The organism is Promicromonospora iranensis (assembly GCF_028994775.1).
Taxonomy (GTDB): Bacteria; Actinomycetota; Actinomycetes; order Actinomycetales; family Cellulomonadaceae; genus Promicromonospora; species Promicromonospora iranensis_A.
In genome coordinates, this window is record NZ_JAJQMN010000006.1 from 275,157 (window position 1) to 293,381 (window position 18,225).

Below are 18,225 nucleotides of genomic sequence, written 5' to 3' on the forward strand. Positions count from 1 at the left end.
ACCGTCAAGGCATCAGCCGGATGGTGGGTGAATCCCTTACCCGGGCGGGAACGGGTCAGACGGACGACGTCAGAGAGCGAGCTCCGCCTTCGACAGCTCCTCGACGTTCACGTCCTTGAACGTCACGACGCGCACCGACTTCACGAAGCGTGCCGAGCGGTAGACGTCCCACACCCAGGCATCGGCGAGCCGCAGCTCGAAGTACACCTCGCCCGCTGCGGACCGCACCTGCAGGTCCACCTGGTTGGCCAGGTAGAACCGTCGTTCGGTCTCCACCACGTAGGAGAACAGGCCCACCACGTCGCGGTACTCGCGATAGAGCGCGAGCTCCATCTCCGTCTCGTAGTTCTCGAGGTCTTCGGCGCTCACGACGACATCATCCCACCGACGCCGCAGTTCCGGGCAGGTTCCAGGATCTGCGGTGCTGCGGCGTCGGTCCGTGGAGCCCGAGAGCGTCCATGTGGGCCTTCGCGCTGTAGCCCTTGTTCTGGTCCCAGGCGTACTCCGGATGCCGCTGCGCCAGCTCGACCAGGATCGCGTCACGCTCCACCTTGGCCAGCACGCTGGCGGCCGCCACCGACGTGCAGGTCATGTCGGCCTTGATCAGCGTCCGCACCGCGGGGTCGGGGACGCCGTCGTCCGGCGCGTCCGCCGCCGCGAACAGGTCGAGCAACGGTGTGGAGAGCCAGTCGTGCTTGCCGTCCAGGACGACGACGTCGACGTCGCCGCACATCAGGCGCACCTGGGCGAGCGCGCGCCGGCCGGCCAGCCGGAGCGCCGCGATGATCCCGACCTCGTCGATCTCGGCCGGCCCCGCGTGGCCGACTCCCCAGGCCACCGCCCAGCGCCGCACCGCGGGCGCGATGGCCTCACGGGCGGCCGGCGTCAGCAGCTTCGAGTCGGCGACGCCCTTCGGCCCGGTGCGGGTGGCGGCGTCGACCACCACGACACCCACGCTGACCGGGCCCGCCAGGGCCCCACGTCCCACCTCGTCCATGCCCGCGACGAGGCGGGCGCCGGAGGCGAGGAGCGCCCTCTCGTGTCGCAGCGTGGGCACCGTGCGGACCACCTACTGCTCCGCGGGAGGCGCGTCCGGGACGCCGGCGAAGACGTCGCTCGGGTTGCTGTGCCAGTCCAGACGGTCCAGGGGCCACACGGTGGCGAAAGCGGTACCGACGACGTTGTCGACGGGCACGAACCCACCGCCCGGCTTGCCGCGGTTGTAACGCGAGTCCTGCGAGTTCTGGCGGTTGTCACCCATGACCCACAACATGCCGTCGGGCACTGTGACCTCGAACGGGTCCTGGCTCGGTTCCGAGCCGGGCTTGATGTACGTCTCCTCGATGGGCGCGCCGTTCACCGACACGCGCCCCTCGGCGTCGCAGCACACGACGGTGTCACCGGGCAGCCCGACCAGTCGCTTGATGAGATGGTCACCGGTGTCCTGCGGCAGGAGACCCACGGTCGTCAGGAACGACACGGCCGCGTTGCCCACGGGTCCGCGGTCCGGCGTCGGGTACGGCGGCAACCAGTCACCCGGATCGACGAAGACGACGATGTCCCCGTGCTCCAGGTCGAACGGGCCAGGCGTCAGACGGGAGGCCATCACCCGGTCGCCCTCCGTCAGCGTGTCCTCCATGGACGCGCTGGGAATGTAGAACGGCTGCACCAGCAGCGTCTTGATGAGCCACGACAGGATCAGCGCGCTGACGACGATGATCCCGATCTCCCGGAGCATCGCGAGAAAACCGGACTGCTGCTTGCGCGGTTCACGACCGTGCGCGGCTCCGCCCTGACGATGCGCCCCGCTGTTTCCCCACGGTTCTGCTGCGCTCAAGGGCGTCCCATCGATAGGGGTGGGCGGCGCCACCCGGTCAAAACTCGTCACGAGGGTAACTCTGTCACCTCGGAGCGCCCGCGGCGAAATGGTCTCGCGGGCGCACACGACCCCCGTCTGATATCCCCACAGGCGCAGGTCACGTACGGCATCGGCCGCCACCCTCGGTGCTGAGGATGACGGCCGGTGCCTGGTGCGTGCTGAAGCGCTGGACGCGTCAGCTGTCGCGCTTCTCGCGGATCTTCGCCTTCTTGCCGCGCAGGTCGCGCAGGTAGTAGAGCTTCGCGCGGCGGACGATGCCACGGCTGACGACCTCGATGGACTCGATCGACGGCGCGTGCAGCGGGAACTTGCGCTCCACGCCGACACCGAAGCTGACCTTGCGGACAGCGAACGTCTCGCCGATCCCGCCGCCGTGGCGGGAGATCACGACGCCCTGGAACGCCTGGATACGAGAGCGGTTGCCCTCGACGACCTTGACGTTGACCTTGACCGTGTCACCGGCGCGGAACTCCGGGATGTCGGATCGCAGCGAGGCTGCGTCGATCATGTCGAGCTTCTGCATTGTTCTCTCCGGGCCTGCCACAGGTCAGGCGCGAATATCGTGGGCCCCGCCGCGGCCTGCTGGCCGGCGGGTCCCGGAAGGGTGAGGATGGTAGGTGCGGCATTACCCGGTCAGGGGCGGTTGCCCGCCCCGGCCGTCCCCTGTGGCAGAGACCTGACCGGCGACGCACCGACGGCTCATTCTGCCACACGAGCGCCGGGACCGACGCCCCGAGCAGGTGTGACGTCAGCCGCGGGCCCAGTGCCGGCCCGGAGCGGGCTCAGCCGCGCGCCAGCTTCCCGTCGTCGTCCGGGTCGGGCGCCCAGCCGAGCTCTTCGAGCAGCGCCAGGTCGTGCTTGTCCAGGCCCGTCACGTCGAGAGCGGCGATCATGTCCGGCCGCAGGCGCGCCGTCCGCTCCAGCGCGCGGTCCCGGCGCCAGCGCTCGATCTTCGCGTGGTGCCCCGACAGGAGCACCTCGGGGATCTCCAGGTCCGCCCAGGACGGCGGCTTCGTGTACACCGGGTACTCCAGCAGGCCGGCCGCCCCGTGCGACTCCTCCACCAGCGAGTCCGGGTTACCGACCATGCCGGGGATCAGCCGCGCCACCGCCTCGATCATGACCAGCGAGGCGACCTCACCACCGTTGAGCACGTAGTCGCCGATCGACAGCTCGTGCACCGTGACGCCCGCGTCCCGGTAGTGCTGGGCCACACGGGCATCGATGCCCTCGTACCGCCCGCACGCGAAGACGAGCTGCTCGGCGGTCGCCAGCCTCTCGGCGTGCCGCTGGGTGAACACCTCGCCCGACGGCGTCGGCACGATCAGGTGCGTGTCCGCCGTGCCGGCGTCCAGGACCTCGTCGAGGGCGGTGCCCCACACGTCGGGGCGCATGACCATGCCCGCTCCCCCGCCGAACGGGGTGTCGTCCACCGTGCGGTGCCGGTCGGTGGTCCAGTCGCGCAGGTCATGGACCCGCAGGTCGAGCAGGCCGCGCTGGCGCGCCTTGCCCACGAGGGACAGGTCGAGCGCCGCCAGGTAGTCGGGAAAGATCGAGATGACGTCGACGCGCACGTCAGCCGTCTTCACGGTCGACGGCGTCGACATCATCAGCACGGTCGACGGCGTCGACATCATCAGCACGGTCGACCGCGTCGACATCATCAGCACGGTCGACGATCGCGGCGTCGGCGTCGCGCGCCAGCAGGCCGCCGGGCGGGGTCAGTACGACGCGACCGCCCTCGACGTCGACGACCGGCACGATCGCCAGGACGAACGGGACCAGCGTGCGGGTGGTACCGCCGTCGGGCAGGGTCTCCTCGATGAGGAGCGCCTCGTGCGCGGGCATGTACTCCAGGGAGACGACTTTGCCGATGACGGTGCCGTCCTCGAGCTCGACCCGCAGGCCCGCGAGCTCGTGCGGGTACCAGGCGTCCTCCTCGTCGGAGACGTCCACCTCGACGACGAGCTCGGTGCCGCGCAGCTTCTCGGCAGCGGTCCGGCCGGTGATCTCGGCGAAGGTGACCAGCCACCGGCCCTGGTGCTCACGCGAGTGCGTGACGGTCAGCGGACCGGCTTCGGGCGGCACCGTCTCGAGCCGCTCACCGATGGCGAGCCGGGTCTCCGGATCGTCCGTGCGCAGGTCGAGGGCTACCTCGCCCTTGAGCCCGTGCGCCTTGCTGACGCGGGCGACGGTCAGCTGCATGTGTCTCCTCGAAGAATGAAGTTGGGGTCTCGACAAGCTCGACCAGAGGTACGGCCCGACCTGCGATCCAGCCCGACCAGCGATACGGCCCGATCTGCGCCGGGCGACCAGCGGCACCCGGCGACCACCGGGAACGAGCAAGGCCCGGTCCACGTTCGGACCGGGCCTCGTCGTCGTGCAGAGCGGGCGTGCGCTCAGCGCCGGTCGACGTCCACGACGTCGACCCGCACCGGGCCCTCTGCGGCAAGCGCACCGATCACGGTGCGCAGCGCGCGAGCCGTGCGACCGCCCCGGCCGATGACTCGGCCGAGGTCGTCGGGGTGCACGCGGACCTCGAGCAGGTCACCACGGCGCAGCGTCTTCGCGGAGACGCGAACGTCCTCCGGGTTGTCCACGATGCCGCGCACCAGGTGCTCGAGGGCCTCCGAGAGCATCAGGCCTCGTCGCCCTCGGCCGGCTCAGCCGGAGCCTCAGCCTTGGCGGCGGCAGCCTTCTCGGCGGCCTTGGCCTTGGCCTTCTCGGCGTCGGCGTTGACGGCCTCGATCGCGGCAGTCGCGTCGGCCTTCTCGCCCTTAACCCGCAGGGTGCCCTCGGCACCCGGCAGGCCCTTGAACTTCTGCCAGTCACCGGTCACCTTGAGCAGTGCGGCGACCTGCTCGGTCGGCTGTGCGCCGACACCGAGCCAGTACTGTGCGCGCTCCGACTTGATCTCGATGAGCGACGGCTCCTCGGTCGGGTGGTACTTGCCGATCTCCTCGATCGCACGGCCGTCGCGCTTGACGCGCGAGTCCATGACGACGACACGGTAGTACGGGGCCCGGATCTTGCCGAGGCGCTTGAGACGAATCTTGACAGCCACGAAGTGGTCTCTCCTGGTTTCTGATGGGGTGGTCCCGAACACCGCGACGTGGGGTGAAGCAGTGGGTGGGACCGAGACGCAGCCTGGCCGGGTGAGAGGGGCCCGGGCACGCCGAGTACCTGCATATTGTGCCAGACGGCGGGAGTGCTCACCAACCGCGTCTGCGTCACACCCGCACGGCGATCGAGCCTGTCGAGATCCGGTGACCGGTCTCGACAGGCTCGGCCAACGGAGGAGTCAGCGGTGGGTCGGGTAGACGACGCCGCGGAGCACCACTGCCGTGGGGTGCCGCAGCACCTCGATGTCCTCGCGCGGGTCTGCCGGGTACACCACGAGATCCGCGCTGGACCCCTCGACGACCGCGCCGAAGCCCAGGTAGTCACGGGCTCGCCAGGACGCCATCGCCACGACCTCCGCCGCCGGGATGCCCGCGGCCACCAGCTCTGCGCACTCGTCGGCGATGCGCCCGTGCGAGATCGTCCCGCCGGCGTCGGTGCCGACCAGGAGCCGCACGCCTGCCTCGTGCAGATCGCGCACCTGCTGGTAGCGGTTCGCGTACATCGCGCGCATCCGCGCCGCGTACACGGGGTACTTGCCGTCGGCCTGCGCCGCGATGCCGTCGAACTGGCCGATCTGCAGCAGGGTGGGCGTGACGGCTATGCCGCGCTCGGCGGCCACCGCCATGTGCTCGGCGGTCATACCGGTGCCGTGCTCGATGCAGTCGACCCCCGCGGCAAGCAGCCCGTCGATGGTCTCCGTGGCGAAGGCGTGCACGGTGACGCGCGCCGCCTCCGCGTGCGCGACCGCGACCGCCTCCGTGAGCACGTCCTCCGGCCACAGCGGGCGCAGGTCGCCGTCCGCCCCGAGCGTGCGGTCGATCCAGTCGCCCACGAGCTTGACCCAGCCGTCGCCGCGGCGGGCCTGCGTCCGCACGGCCTCGGGGAGCAGCTCAGGTGACTCGAGCTCGAGCCCGTAGTTGCGCAGGTAGCGCTTGGGCAGCGCCAGGTGCATGCCGGAGCGCAGCAGGTGCGGCAGATCGCTGCGGTCGTGCACCCAGGCGGTGTCCAGCGGTGAGCCCGCGTCACGGATCAGCAGGACCCCCGCGTCGCGGTCGGCCACCGCCTGCTTCTCGGCCTCCTCCACCGGTACGGCACCGTCGGCGGCGAGCCCGATGTGGCAGTGCACGTCCACCAGACCGGGCACCGCCCAGCCCTCCAGGACCTGCATGTTGGTGCCCTGCGCCGACGGGCGCGTCAGGCTGACGCGGCCCCCGCGGACCCAGATCTCCTCGGCCTCGCGGTCGTCACCCAGCAGGATGCGTCCGCGGATCGTCGCGGTAGGACCTTCCAGCGCAGACATCCGGCTCCTTCGTTCTCCCCGACTCACCCTGTGGAAAAGCCCTGCCCCCGCACCGCCGCCGGCCTACCGTGCCGGTCGAGCACTCCACCCGCGGGCCACCCGCGTGGGTCACCCGCCGGAACCACCGGCCGTTACCGACCCAGGAACTTCTCCAGGCCCGGCGGCAGCTCGATGTTGCTCAGGTCGGGCGCCTCGTCCTTCTTCGGGGCGACGCCGAAGGAGGACCCGGCCGGGGCCGACGGCGCGCTCGCGGGACCGCCGCCGAGCGCGCGCTGCATGGCTTCCTTCTCCTGCTGGGCGCGCTTGGCCGGGTTCCCGGACTTGCCCTTCTTGCCCTTCTTCGGCGGCGGCGTCTTACCGCGCGACTTCTTGCCCATGCCCATGCCGGGTCCGCCGGGCATCGCGGGCATGCCGCCCGGGCCCATGCCGCCGCCCTTGGACATCTGCCGCATCATCTTCTGAGCGTTCTCGAACCGCTCCAGCAGCTGGTTGATGGCCGTCGTCGTGGTGCCGGAGCCCTTGGCGATCCGGGCGCGGCGTGAGCCGTTGATGATCTTCGGGTTCTCGCGCTCGGCGGGCGTCATCGAGTGGATGATCGCCTCGATGCGGCCCACCTCGCGCTCGTCGAACTGGTCGAGCTGGTCGCGCATCTGGGCCATGCCCGGCAGCATGCCGAGCATCTTCTTCATCGAGCCCATGTTCTTCAGCTGCTGAATCTGCACCAGGAAGTCCGCGAGCGTGAAGTCCTGCCCGCTGGCGACCTTGGCCGCCATCTTCTCGGCCTCGCCGGCGTCGAACGCCTTCTCGGCCTGCTCGATCAGGGTGAGGACGTCACCCATGTCGAGGATGCGGCTCGCCATGCGGTCGGGGTGGAAGACCTCGAAGTCGGTGAGCTTCTCGCCCGTGGACGCGAACATGATGGGCCGGCCGGTCACCTTGGCGACCGACAGGGCGGCACCACCGCGGGCGTCACCGTCCAGCTTCGAGAGCACCACGCCGGTGAAGTCGACGCCGTCGGCGAAGGCCTTGGCGGTGTTCACCGCGTCCTGGCCGATCATGGCGTCGATGACGAAGAGGACCTCGTCCGGGTTCACCGCGGCGCGGATGTCCGAGGCCTGCTGCATCAGCACCTCGTCGATGCCGAGGCGGCCGGCGGTGTCCACGATCACGACGTCGTGCTGGCGCTCCTTGGCGTAGGCGACGCCGTCCCGGGCGACGCCGACCGGGTCGCCGATCAAGGGTGCGTCCGCTGCCGGGTCGTCGGCCTCCGACGTGTTGCCGGGGTGCGGCGCGAACACCGGCACGCCGGCGCGCTCGGCCACCACCGACAGCTGGGTCACGGCGTTCGGGCGCTGCAGGTCGGCGGCGACCAGCACCGGCGTATGGCCCTGCCCCTTCAGCGCGTGCGCGAGCTTGCCCGCGAGGGTGGTCTTACCGGCACCCTGCAGACCCGCGAGCATGATCACGGTGGGCGGCGTCTTGGCCAGCGTGAGCGGGCGCGTGGCCCCGCCGAGGATGCCGACGAGCTCCTCGTTGACGATCTTGACGACCTGCTGGGCCGGGTTCAGCGCACCCGAGACCTCCGACGACAGCGCGCGCTCGCGCACCGCCGCGGTGAACTCGCGCACCACAGTGACCGCGACGTCGGCGTCGAGGAGGGCGCGGCGGATCTCCCGCACGGTCGCGTCGATGTCCGCCTCGGAGAGACGGCCCCGCGTGCGCAGGTTCTTGAACGTCGAGGTAAGCCGGTCGGACAGGGAATTGAACACGGACACAGCCTAATCGAGACCAGTCGTCACACGTTCATCCGGACAGCCGCGCGAGCCCTCGCTCCGCGAGCCCGTTGACGAGCTGCGCGCGCCAGCCCGTCCACGCCTTCGGCCCGAGGGACGTGGTGTCCGCCTCGGTCAGGGCACGCAGGACCTGGAGCAGGTCGCTGCGGTGGTCCACCGCGTCGAGCAAGGTGGTCACCGTCTCCGGGTCGTCGGGATCGGCCCGTACGGCGAGGTCCGCGAGGGTGAGGTGGTGACGCACGAGCCGCACGACGTCGTCGACCACCGGGCGCGCGAAGCCCGCGCGGCCCAGGATCTGCGGGACCCGCCGGGCCCCCTCCACCGAGTGGTCCGGAGCGCCGCGGACCTTGCCGATGTCGTGCAGGAGCGCGGAGAGCAGCAGGAGGTCACCAGGAGCCGCGCCGGTGCGCTGCCCGGATCCCGTCGGCGCGCCGGGCAGCCCCCGACGCAGCCGGGCTGCCTCGGCCGCCGTCTCCACGAGATGCCGGTCCACCGTGTGCCGGTGGATCGCCGCTCGCTGTGGTCGGTTGCGCACGTCCGCCCACTCGGGGATCCACGTGGTGACGACGCCCGCGAGGTCGAGCGCCTCCCACACCGGTACCTGTGCCTGCCCGGCGGCCAGCAGGGAGAGCAGGCTCTTGCGTGCGGGCGGCGGCCACGGCTCGGGCAGCGGCGGGCACTGCTCGAGGCTTCCGATCGTCACGGGCGAGAGCACGAGCCCCGTCCGGGCCGCCGTCGCGGCCGCCCGCAGGGGCAGGAGCGGGTCCGACGCCGGCTGGGCGCCCACGGCCAGCACCAGCTCGCCGTCGTGCTCCACCAGGCCCTCCCCCACGACCCGCAGCCGCGGCGGCGTACGCCGGCCGCGCACCATGAGCGGCTTGCCGACGCCCACGGGACGCGTCAGTGCCTGCCGGGCCCGACGGATCGTCATGTCGAGCGCGTACGAGACCGTCCGCCCCGACTCGGCCAGCCCGGCCAACAGGTCGTCCCCGTCGTCGTAGCCCGTGTGCTCCGCCACCTCTTCCAGGTCCGCGAGGAGCAGGCGGCTGGTGCGCCGTCGGGTGACGACCTGCAGGGCGTCGCGCACGTCGAGCAGGTGCGTGGCGGCTGCGTCCACCGCACCGTGCGGGCGGTCGGTGAGCCAGGTCGCAGCCAGCGCGGACAGCAGCACCGCGTCCCGGATGCCGCCGCGTGCCTCCTTGAGGTCCGGCTCGATGAGGTACGCGAGCTCTCCGGCGCGCTGCGCGCGCTCGCGCGCGGAGGAGATGAGCTCGGGCATCCGACGGCGGGCCGCGGCGCGCCAGTCCTTCAGCACCACCGACGCCGCCCGGTGCACGACGGAGGGATCACCCGCGACGGCACGCACACTGAGCCAGCCGATCACCGCCGGCAGGTCGCTGGCCGCCACCTGACGGCACTGGTTCAGCGACCGCACCGCGTGGTCGAGGTCCACCCCGGAGTCCCACAGCGGGTACCAGAGCCGCTCGGCCACCCGCTGGAGCTCCTCGGCGCCGTGCGTGCGTCCGTCGTGCACCAGCACGAGGTCGAGGTCGCTCAGCGGCCCGAGCTCGTCGCGCGCGAGGCTGCCGACCGCCGCCAGGGCGATACCGGTCGGCACCACGTCCCTGGTCGCCTCCGCGAACAGCCCGCCGAGGAGGTCGGTGACCCGCTGCCCGACGGCGGACCGCCTGGCCTGGCCCGACCGACCGGGGCCGGTGAGGTCCGCGGCGATCGTGAGGAGCTGCTCGCGCAGGCCCCTCACCCCGTCCACGGGGTGAGGGGCCTGCGCCTGCTCCCTGGCGTCCTCGGACACCGGGTCACCTGTCATGCGTCGTAGATCGCTCCCGGTCAGAGGGCTGCGTCGCCGTGCTCGCCGGTACGCACGCGGGCGACGTCGTCGACCGGCACGACCCAGACCTTGCCGTCACCGATCTTGCCGGTCTGAGCCGCGCCCACCATAGCGTCCGTCACCGCGGTGACGTCGGCGTCGGACACCAGCACCTCCACGCGCACCTTCGGCACGAGGTCGACGGTGTACTCGGCACCGCGGTAGACCTCGGTGTGCCCCTTCTGCCGGCCGTAGCCGCTGGCCTCACTCACTGTCATCCCGCGTACACCGGCACTCTCCAACGCCGTCTTCACGTCGTCGAGCCGGTGGGGCTGGACGATCCCCGTGACAAGCTTCATGCGCGTACCTCCTTGAGAGTCGGTTGCTGTCCCGCGGTCACGGTCAGCGCACCTCGGTGATGGTAGAGCCGAAGTTCTCGTACGCCGTCTCGCCGTGGACCGTCGCGTCGATACCGCTGACCTCGGCCTCTTCGGTGATCCGCCAGCCGAACGGCTTGATCGCGAGGGCAAGGACCAGCGTGATGACACCGGAGAAGACGACGGCGATGACCGCGATGATCACCTGGACGGCGAGCTGGCTGACGCCGCCCCCGTAGAACAGGCCGCTCTCCGTGGCGAAGAAGCCGATGGCGACGGTGCCCCAGAGACCGGCGACCAGGTGCACGCCCACGACGTCGAGCGAGTCGTCGAAACCGAACCGGTACTTCAGGCTCACCGCGAAGGCGCACAGGGCACCCGCGATCACACCGATCACGACCGATCCGACGGGGCTCACCGAGCCGGCAGCCGGAGTGATGGCGACGAGACCGGCGACCACGCCGGAGGCGGCACCGAGCGAGGTGGCGGCACCGTCACGCAGCTTCTCGACGACGAGCCAGCCGAGGATCGCGGCCGAGGTGGCGGCGGTGGTGTTCACCCAGGCGAGACCGGCGAACCCGTCGGCGGTGAAGGCGGAGCCACCGTTGAAGCCGAACCAGCCGAACCACAGGAGGGCGGCGCCCAGCATGACGAGCGGCAGGTTGTGGGGGCGCATGGGCTCCGACCCGAAGCCCTTCCGCTTGCCGATGACCAGCGCGAGCACGAGCGCCGCCGCACCGGCGTTGATGTGGACGACCGTGCCGCCGGCGAAGTCGATCGGCGTCGCGATGCTCGCGAACGGGCCGTCGGGCGAGAGGAGCCCGCCGCCCCAGACCATGTGCGCCATCGGGAAGTACGCGAGCGTGACCCACAGCGCGACGAACACGAGCCAGGCGCCGAACTTCACGCGGTCGGCGATCGCTCCGGAGATCAGGGCCACGGTGATGATGGCGAACGTCGCCTGGAAACCGATGCCGACGATCGCGGGTACCCCGAAGTCGTCGATGAGGAACTCACCCGCGCCGTCGTAGATCGCGCCGGCGAGCCCGAACTGGTCGAAGGGGTTGCCGAAGATGCCCGCCACGTCGGCGCCGTACGACATCGACCAGCCCCACAGCACATAGACGACACCGGTCACGGCGATGGCACCGAACGACATCATCATCATGTTCAGCACGGACTTGCCCCGGACCATCCCACCGTAGAAGAGGGCGAGGCCGGGAGTCATCAGGAGCACGAGTGACGCTGACGTCAGCATCCACGCTGTGGCTCCGGTGTCCAGTTCCATATGACGATCCTCTCTTGCCAGCTCGGAGTGCTGGGCTCGCAACACAGTCGCGAAGGACCGTTTCACCGGGCACACCCTGGCGTTACGGGAACGTGAAGCAGACCGGAGGAGGGTTAACGTCTCGTTTCACACCTGGACCGGGGTGGCGTCAACGGGCGAAAACAACCCGCTCTCAGCCGAGAATTCCGTCCACGAACTCGTCGACGTCGAACGGCGCCAGGTCGTCCGGCCCCTCGCCGAGACCGATCAGCTTGACCGGCACCCCGAGCTCGCGCTGCACCTGCACGACGATGCCGCCCTTGGCGGTGCCGTCGAGCTTGGTCAGCACGATGCCCGTGACGCCGGCGACCTCCGCGAAGACACGCGCCTGCGAGAGGCCGTTCTGCCCGGTGGTCGCGTCCAGCACGAGCAGCACCTCGCTGGGCGCGGCGACCTTGCTCGAGACCCGGACGATCTTGCCGAGCTCGTCCATGAGGCCCGCCTTGTTCTGCAGGCGCCCCGCGGTGTCCACGAGCACGACGTCGATCTTCTCGTCGCGACCGCGCGCGACCGCCTCGAACGCCACCGACGCCGGGTCGGCGCCCTCGCGGTCGGAACGCACCGTCGGCACGCCCACACGGTTGCCCCACGTCGTGAGCTGGTCCGCCGCGGCGGCACGGAAGGTGTCGGCGGCGCCGAGGACGACGCTGCGGCCGTCCGCCACCAGCACCCGGGCGAGCTTGCCGACCGTCGTCGTCTTGCCCGTGCCGTTCACGCCCACCACGAGCGTCACGGCGGGCAGGTGGGTGCCGTCCTCAGCGGTGGTCGGCTCCGTCCTCAGGGTGCGGTCCAGCGCCGGGTCCAGGAGTGCCACGAGCTCGGAGCGCAGGAGCTCGCGCACCGCGGCGGGCTCGCGCACGCCCAGCACGCGCACCTTCGTGCGGAGCGCCTCCAGCAGCTCGGTGGTGGGGCCTGCCCCGACGTCCGCGAGGAGCAGCTCCTCCTCGATCTCGTCCCAGTCGTCCTCGGTGAGCGAGTCGCGGGACAGGACGGACAGCAGCCGGGCCCCCAGCGGCGAGCCGGAGCGCGCGAGGCGATCACGGAGCCGCACCAGACGACCGGCGGTGGGCGCTGGGGTCTCCACGGTCGGCGCGCGGGTCTCGACCGGTTCGGCGACCGGTCCGGGCTCGACCGCCGCCTCCGGTGCGGCCTCAGCCTCCGGCCACGTCGTCCGCTCGCGCTCGACCGTCGCCTGACCGCCACCCTGGTCCTGGGTGCGCCTCCGGCGTCGGGCCACAAGGAGGCCGGCGACACCGCCGCCACCCGCGAGGACGACGACGGCAGAGATGATCTCGATCCAGGGAAGCTCGTTCACGCCCCAGATTCTTCCATCCCGCGGACGGCGGTGCGGGCAGTCGGCCCAGAACTAGCTCGCGGCCTGGGCCGGGCCTTCCTCCGCGGGCGGCTCCTGCGTGACCGGCCGCACGGGACGCACCGTCCGCACCGGACGAACCGCCCGGAGCTGGCCGGGCACGAGGGTGTTGGGCTTGAGCGGCACCGTGCCGAGCGGCACGTGGAGGGTCTTCTGCGCCTGGTCGCGTGCCCGGTTCAGCACGTCGGTCAGCTCCTCGGCGTCGACGTAGCCGGGCTTGGACTCGATGGTCGCGGCGAAGAACTCGGACATGCCCATGTCCACGGGCTTGGTGTCCGGCTTGACCACCGGCGGCTTGCCGACCCACACGGACGGAGCGCCGACCGCGTGCGTCGCGACGGCGGAGGCACCGCGCCGGCGGCCGTCCTCGCGCCGCTTGGCGTCACCCCGAAGATGTGCGATGCCGGACCGGAACCACTGGACGAACGAGAACTCCTCAGTCTTGTTCGACGGCGCGTCCATCTGGCTGGCGACGACGAAGACGCCGACCGCCAGCACCAGGCACACCACGAGCAGAATGACCGACCACCACATGGCCCTATTGTGTCGTGTCTTGTCCGGTCCTGCCGCGCAGAGCGCCGCGACACGCCGCGCAACACGCGCGGTTTCAGCAGGAGAAATCCCTCACACCCGGAACTTCCCGGCCGCGAGGCGCCGAAATTCACCCTGGGTACGTGCTTCGCGCGCGCCGGCTCAGCTCAACTCAGCTTCAGCCTCAAGCGGTGACCGTCTCGCGGTCGCCCATGCGCTGGCTGATCAGCGTCGTGACGCCGTCGCCACGCATCGTCACACCGTAGAGGGCGTCCGCGACCTCCATCGTGCGCTTCTGGTGCGTGATCACGATGAGCTGGCTGTCCTTCTGCAGCTCCTTGAAGATCTCGATGAGGCGGCCGAGGTTGACGTCGTCGAGCGCCGCCTCGACCTCGTCCATGATGTAGAACGGGCTGGGCCGGGCCTTGAAGATCGCCACGAGGAACGCCACCGCGGCCAGCGAACGCTCACCGCCCGACAGCAGCGACAGCCGCTTGACCTTCTTGCCGGCAGGGCGCGCCTCGACCTCGATGCCGGTCGTGAGCAGGTTCTCCGGCTCGGTGAGCGTCAGCTTGCCCTCGCCGCCGGGGAAGAGCCGGGGGAAGATCTCGAGGAACTTCGCCGCCGTGTCCTGGAACGCCTCGGCGAACACCTGCTGCACCCGCTCGTCGATGTCGTCGACGATCTGCAGCAGGTCCTCGCGTGACTTCTTCAGGTCGGCGAGCTGGTCCACGAGGAACTGGTGCCGCTCCTCGAGGGCGGCGAACTCCTCCAGTGCCAGCGGGTTCACCGCGCCGATCCGGGACAGGGCGCGCTCGGCCTTCGCCAGCCGTGCCTCCTGCTCCTCGCGGACGTACGGGACCAGCCGGTCGGGCTGCGGCTCACCGGGTGCCTGGTCCTCGTCCCGGGCGGCCTCGCCCTCGACGGGGCCTTCCTCCGGCTCGGCGCCGGCGGCCGCGACGACCACCGCGGTCGCGGCGGGGTCGTCCGGCCGAAGACCCGCCTCGTGCAGGGCACGTGTCCGCGCGATGAGCGCGTCCTCGCGCGCCGCGGCGCCGCGCGGCAGCGCGGGGTCGCCCTCGTACCTGATGGGGTTGCCCTCCTCGTCCCGCTCCACCACCGCGCGGCGCCTGCGCCCGCGGACTGCGGCGTCGCCCTCGTACACCGGGACCATCTGGTGGGGGCCGAACTCCTCCACGAGCACGTCCGGGTCCATGCCCAGCTCGTCGGTGGCGCGGGACTGGAGCTGCTCCAGGCGCAGCACCTGCTGCGCCCGGGCGACCTCGTCCCGGTGGGCGACGTCGGTGAGCTCGCGCAACTCACCGGTCAGCGACTCGACGGTTCCGCGGACGGCGACCAGCTGCTCCGACCCTGCGGCCCGGGCCTCCTCCGCGGCAGCCTTCTCGGCCACCGCCCGGTCCAGCGACCGTGCGATCGCCTCGAGCGCGACGGCCACCGCCTGCTGCACCAGCGTCGCGCGCGTCGCGTCGCGCCGTCGCAGCTCCTCGCGCTCGGCGGCACGGGCCCGGGCCTCCCGTTCCTGCTCGGCGGCGGCCGCCAGCGCCTGCGCGCGACCCGACACGGCGCGGGCCCGCTCCTCAGCGGTCCGCAGCGCCAGCCGGGCCTCCGTCTCGCGCGCGCGGGCAGCGGTGGCGGCCGCGGCAGCGGCGTCCCGCTGGGCCTGCACGTCGTCGATCGAGCCCTCGCCCTCCTCGGGCTCCTCCTCCTCGGCGATCGCCATGCGCTCGACGAGCGCCTCGAGCTCGATCTCGTCCTCCGCACGGCGCGCCTGAGCCTGCTCCAGCGCGGCGCGGTGCCGGTCCGCCTCGGCCTGGGCGGCACGTGCGGCCGCGCCGAGCGAGCCGAGCTGCTCGGCGGCCGCGGCGCGTGCGGCGTCGGCCTCCCCGAGCCGGGCGAGCGTCTCGTCGTACCGTTCCTGGGCCGCTACCCGTTCCGCCCGGGCGCGCTCCAGGTGCGCCGTCCCGTCGGCCTCCCGGGCCGCCGCCTCGTCGCGGGCGGCCTTCGCCTCGTCCAGCGCCGACTGCAGGTGCAGCACGCTGGGTGCCGCGGCCGAACCGCCCCAGGCGCGGGTGGCGCCGAGCAGGTCGCCGGCCCGGGTCACCGCTACCACCGGCTGGTCGCGGACCACGGCGCGGGCCCGTGCGAGGTCGTCGACGACGACCACGTCGCGCAGGATCGTGCGCAGCGCGGCCGACGCCGGGCCCGCGACCTGCACCACGTCGGTGGCCCACCGGGCTCCGGCGGGGAGGTCGACCGCCGGGCGGTCGGTGCCGACGGCGGGCGCCGGACCGTCCGAGCCGACGACCAGGCTGGCGCGGCCGGCGTCCTCGTCGCGGAGGAGGCGCAACGCGTCCACGGCCTCGTCGACGCCTGCCACCGCTACGGCGTCCGCCACCGGGCCGAGCGCGGCGGCGACCGCGTCCTCGAAGCCCGCCTCGATACCCAGCAGCGCCGCCACCGAGCCCAGGACTCCCGCCTGGTCGGCCGCCAGGAGCGTGCCTGCGCCGTCCTTGCGGTCCAGGCTCAGCTCCAGCGCCTCGACCTTCGCGGCCGCGGAGCTGCGGTCCCGCTGCGCGGTGGTCACCTGCTCCTGGAGGTGCCGCACCTCGGCCTTCGCCAGCTCGAGCACCTCCGACGCCGCCTCGTGCGCGACCTCGAGCCCTTCCGCGCCGTCCTCGCCACCCCCGCCGACCTCGGACTCGAGCGCGCCGAGCTCGCGCGACGTGCTCTCCACACGCTGCTCCGCCTCCAGCAGCGCCTCGCGCAGCCGGTCCAGCTCGGACTGTGCCGCCTCGACGCGGCTACGGCGTGCGGCGACCTGGCCGGCCAGGCGGGCGAGGCCCTCGCGCCGGTCCGCGGCGGCACGCAGCAGCGCGGCGTGCGAACGCTCGGCGGCCTGTGCGGCGGCCTCCGCCTCGGCCCGGGCGTCGACGGCGGTCTCGACCACCTCTTGGGCCATCTCGACCTCGGTGACCAGCTCTTCCTCGCTCGCGCGTGCCCGGGCGGCCTGTGCCTCGAGGTCGTCGGGGTCCTGTCCCTGGCGGGCCGGTTCCGCGGTACCCAGCAGGCGGGCACGCTCCGCCGCCAGGGACTGGAGGCTGCGCAGCCGCTCCCGCGTCTGGGACAGGGCGAAGACGGTGTCGCCTGCCTGGTTGACCTGCTGCGACTCCGCCGACATCGCCGCTTCGAGACGGGCCAGCATGCCGCGGGCCTCCGTCAGGGCGGCCTCGGTCTCGGCCTGGCGCTCCTTGAGCGACCGTTCGTCGGCCCGTTCCTGCTCGAGCTGGGCGGTGAGCTGCGCGAGGTCGTCGGCGAGCAGGCGGGACTTCGCGTCGCGCAGGTCGCGCTGGACGGTCTGCGCCTTGCGGGCGGCCTCGGCCTGCCGGCCCAGCGGGCCGAGCTGGCGGCGCAGCTCGGCGGTCAGGTCGCCCAGGCGCGCGAGGTTGCCCTGCATCGCGTCGAGCTTGCGGAGCGCCTTCTCCTTGCGCTTGCGGTGCTTGAGGACACCCGCGGCCTCCTCGATGAAGCCGCGCCGCTCCTCCGGAGTCGCACGCAGGACGGCGTCGAGCTGGCCCTGCCCGACCACCACGTGCATCTCGCGCCCGATGCCGGAGTCGCTCAGGAGCTCCTGGATGTCCAGCAGGCGACAGCTGTTGCCGTTGATCGCGTACTCGGAACCGCCGCTGCGGAACAGCGTGCGGGAGATCGTGACCTCGGTGTAGTCGATGGGCAGCGCGCCGTCGGTGTTGTCGATCGTCAGCGCCACCTCCGCGCGACCCAGCGGGGCGCGGCCCGACGTGCCGGCGAAGATGACGTCGTCCATCTTGCCGCCGCGGAGCGACTTGGCACCCTGCTCACCCATCACCCACGAGAGCGCGTCGACCACGTTCGACTTGCCGGAACCGTTGGGGCCCACCACGCAGGTGATGCCCGGCTCCAGCTCGAGGGTGGTCGCCGACGCGAAGGACTTGAATCCCCGGAGCGTGAGCGTCTTGAGGTGCACGCGGTGAGCCTAACTGTGTCTGGGCGCCGAACGTCGGACGTACGGCGGGTAACGCCGAAGTAGAACTGCAGCGAGACAGAACTGTGGCGAGGCGGTCTCGACAAGCTCGACCAGCGGTGGTCAAGCTTGTCGAGACCTCCTCGCCACAGTTCTGCTTCAGCAGGGGTGGGGGCAGGTCAGCCGAGCTCGGGGAACCACAGCGCGATCTCGCGCCCCGCGGACTCCGCCGAGTCCGAGCCGTGCACGAGGTTCTGCTGCACCTTGGTGCCCCAGTCGCGGCCCAGGTCACCGCGGATCGTGCCGGGGGCGGCCTCGGTCGGGTTGGTGGCGCCCGCCAGCGAACGGAAACCGGGGATGACTCCCTCGCCCTCGGCCACGACGGCCAGGACCGGGCCCGACATCATGAACTCGACCAGCGGTGCGTAGAACGGCTTGCCCTCGTGCTCGGCGTAGTGCGCGGCGAGGAGGTCGGTGGTGGCGTTCTTCAGCTCCACGGCCCGCAGCGTGTAGCCCTTGGCCTCGATGCGGCGCAAGATCTCGCCGGACAGGCCGCGGCGGACGCCGTCCGGCTTGACGAGGACGAGGGTGCGCTCGGCCACGGGCTGCGTCGAGGCCTCCGTGGGCAGGGTCTTCTCTGCGACGTCGGTCATGGGGCAAACCCTATCCGGGCT

General features: G+C 71.8%; 17 protein-coding genes. All 17 read right to left on the reverse strand.

Going from position 1 to position 18,225, the window contains the following annotated elements:
• Positions 1-69 precede the first annotated feature (69 nt).
• The 17 genes from LUU90_RS13385 to ndk all read right to left on the reverse strand — a co-directional run bounded on the left by LUU90_RS13385 (position 70) and on the right by ndk (position 18,204).
• Positions 70-369, reverse strand: a complete 300-nt coding sequence (locus LUU90_RS13385; RefSeq protein WP_274994087.1) for a DUF2469 domain-containing protein — start codon at positions 367-369, stop codon at positions 70-72.
• Between the two features lie 7 nt (positions 370-376).
• Positions 377-1,069: a ribonuclease HII gene (locus tag LUU90_RS13390; protein ID WP_275003922.1), complete on the reverse strand. Its 693-nt coding sequence runs from the start codon at positions 1,067-1,069 to the stop codon at positions 377-379.
• Positions 1,070-1,837 carry a signal peptidase I gene (lepB, locus tag LUU90_RS13395; RefSeq protein WP_275003923.1) on the reverse strand — a complete coding sequence of 256 codons (768 nt, stop codon included), beginning with the start codon at positions 1,835-1,837 and terminating at the stop codon, positions 1,070-1,072. It lies immediately after the preceding gene.
• A gap of 217 nt (positions 1,838-2,054) precedes the next feature.
• Positions 2,055-2,402, reverse strand: a complete 348-nt coding sequence (gene rplS, locus LUU90_RS13400; RefSeq protein WP_274994083.1) for a 50S ribosomal protein L19 — start codon at positions 2,400-2,402, stop codon at positions 2,055-2,057.
• 259 nt (positions 2,403-2,661) lie between these two features.
• Positions 2,662-3,453, reverse strand: a complete 792-nt coding sequence (gene trmD, locus LUU90_RS13405) for a tRNA (guanosine(37)-N1)-methyltransferase TrmD (RefSeq protein WP_275004048.1) — start codon at positions 3,451-3,453, stop codon at positions 2,662-2,664.
• 1 nt (position 3,454) lies between these two features.
• Entirely contained in the window at positions 3,455-4,084 is a 630-nt protein-coding gene (gene rimM, locus LUU90_RS13410; protein WP_275003924.1) for a ribosome maturation factor RimM, read from the reverse strand.
• Positions 4,085-4,278: 194 nt separating this feature from the next.
• The gene (locus tag LUU90_RS13415) at positions 4,279-4,518 is read right to left on the reverse strand and encodes an RNA-binding protein (protein ID WP_116674482.1); all 240 of its coding nucleotides are present in this window, start codon (positions 4,516-4,518) and stop codon (positions 4,279-4,281) included.
• A complete protein-coding gene (gene rpsP / locus LUU90_RS13420; RefSeq protein WP_275003925.1) occupies positions 4,518-4,943 on the reverse strand; it encodes a 30S ribosomal protein S16 in 426 nt (141 codons plus the stop codon). The genes LUU90_RS13415 and rpsP overlap by 1 nt, the downstream gene beginning before the upstream one ends.
• A 237-nt stretch (positions 4,944-5,180) precedes the next feature.
• Positions 5,181-6,302 (reverse strand): amidohydrolase family protein, encoded by a 1,122-nt coding sequence (locus LUU90_RS13425; protein WP_275003926.1) that lies wholly within the window; start codon positions 6,300-6,302, stop codon positions 5,181-5,183.
• Positions 6,303-6,433: 131 nt separating this feature from the next.
• Positions 6,434-8,071 carry a signal recognition particle protein gene (gene ffh / locus LUU90_RS13430; protein ID WP_275003927.1) on the reverse strand — a complete coding sequence of 546 codons (1,638 nt, stop codon included), beginning with the start codon at positions 8,069-8,071 and terminating at the stop codon, positions 6,434-6,436.
• Between the two features lie 34 nt (positions 8,072-8,105).
• Entirely contained in the window at positions 8,106-9,923 is a 1,818-nt protein-coding gene (locus tag LUU90_RS13435) for an HD domain-containing protein (RefSeq protein WP_275003928.1), read from the reverse strand.
• A 20-nt stretch (positions 9,924-9,943) separates the two neighbouring features.
• On the reverse strand, positions 9,944-10,282 hold the full coding sequence (locus tag LUU90_RS13440) for a P-II family nitrogen regulator (RefSeq protein ID WP_275003929.1): 339 nt from the start codon (positions 10,280-10,282) through the stop codon (positions 9,944-9,946).
• A gap of 43 nt (positions 10,283-10,325) precedes the next feature.
• Complete coding sequence (locus tag LUU90_RS13445; RefSeq protein WP_275003930.1) at positions 10,326-11,588, reverse strand: ammonium transporter; 1,263 nt, start codon at positions 11,586-11,588, stop codon at positions 10,326-10,328.
• A gap of 172 nt (positions 11,589-11,760) precedes the next feature.
• Positions 11,761-12,942, reverse strand: coding sequence for a signal recognition particle-docking protein FtsY (gene ftsY, locus LUU90_RS13450; protein WP_275003931.1), 1,182 nt, complete (start codon positions 12,940-12,942; stop codon positions 11,761-11,763).
• 51 nt (positions 12,943-12,993) lie between these two features.
• Positions 12,994-13,533 carry a hypothetical protein gene (locus LUU90_RS13455; RefSeq protein WP_275003932.1) on the reverse strand — a complete coding sequence of 180 codons (540 nt, stop codon included), beginning with the start codon at positions 13,531-13,533 and terminating at the stop codon, positions 12,994-12,996.
• 181 nt (positions 13,534-13,714) lie between these two features.
• Positions 13,715-17,554, reverse strand: coding sequence for a chromosome segregation protein SMC (gene smc, locus LUU90_RS13460; RefSeq protein WP_275003933.1), 3,840 nt, complete (start codon positions 17,552-17,554; stop codon positions 13,715-13,717).
• 176 nt (positions 17,555-17,730) lie between these two features.
• The gene (gene ndk, locus LUU90_RS13465; protein ID WP_275003934.1) at positions 17,731-18,204 is read right to left on the reverse strand and encodes a nucleoside-diphosphate kinase; all 474 of its coding nucleotides are present in this window, start codon (positions 18,202-18,204) and stop codon (positions 17,731-17,733) included.
• Positions 18,205-18,225 lie beyond the last annotated feature (21 nt).

Bases quoted from the DNA above. Each gene is read 5' to 3' on its own strand.
- rplS (WP_274994083.1), bottom strand. From the start codon at position 2,402: ATGCAGAAGCTCGACATGATCGACGCAGCCTCGCTGCGATCCGACATC.
- rimM (WP_275003924.1), bottom strand. From the start codon at position 4,084: ATGCAGCTGACCGTCGCCCGCGTCAGCAAGGCGCACGGGCTCAAGGGC.
- LUU90_RS13415 (WP_116674482.1), bottom strand. From the start codon at position 4,518: ATGCTCTCGGAGGCCCTCGAGCACCTGGTGCGCGGCATCGTGGACAAC.
- LUU90_RS13425 (WP_275003926.1), bottom strand. From the start codon at position 6,302: ATGTCTGCGCTGGAAGGTCCTACCGCGACGATCCGCGGACGCATCCTG.
- LUU90_RS13435 (WP_275003928.1), bottom strand. From the start codon at position 9,923: ATGACAGGTGACCCGGTGTCCGAGGACGCCAGGGAGCAGGCGCAGGCC.
- LUU90_RS13440 (WP_275003929.1), bottom strand. From the start codon at position 10,282: ATGAAGCTTGTCACGGGGATCGTCCAGCCCCACCGGCTCGACGACGTG.
- LUU90_RS13445 (WP_275003930.1), bottom strand. From the start codon at position 11,588: ATGGAACTGGACACCGGAGCCACAGCGTGGATGCTGACGTCAGCGTCA.
- LUU90_RS13455 (WP_275003932.1), bottom strand. From the start codon at position 13,533: ATGTGGTGGTCGGTCATTCTGCTCGTGGTGTGCCTGGTGCTGGCGGTC.
- ndk (WP_275003934.1), bottom strand. From the start codon at position 18,204: ATGACCGACGTCGCAGAGAAGACCCTGCCCACGGAGGCCTCGACGCAG.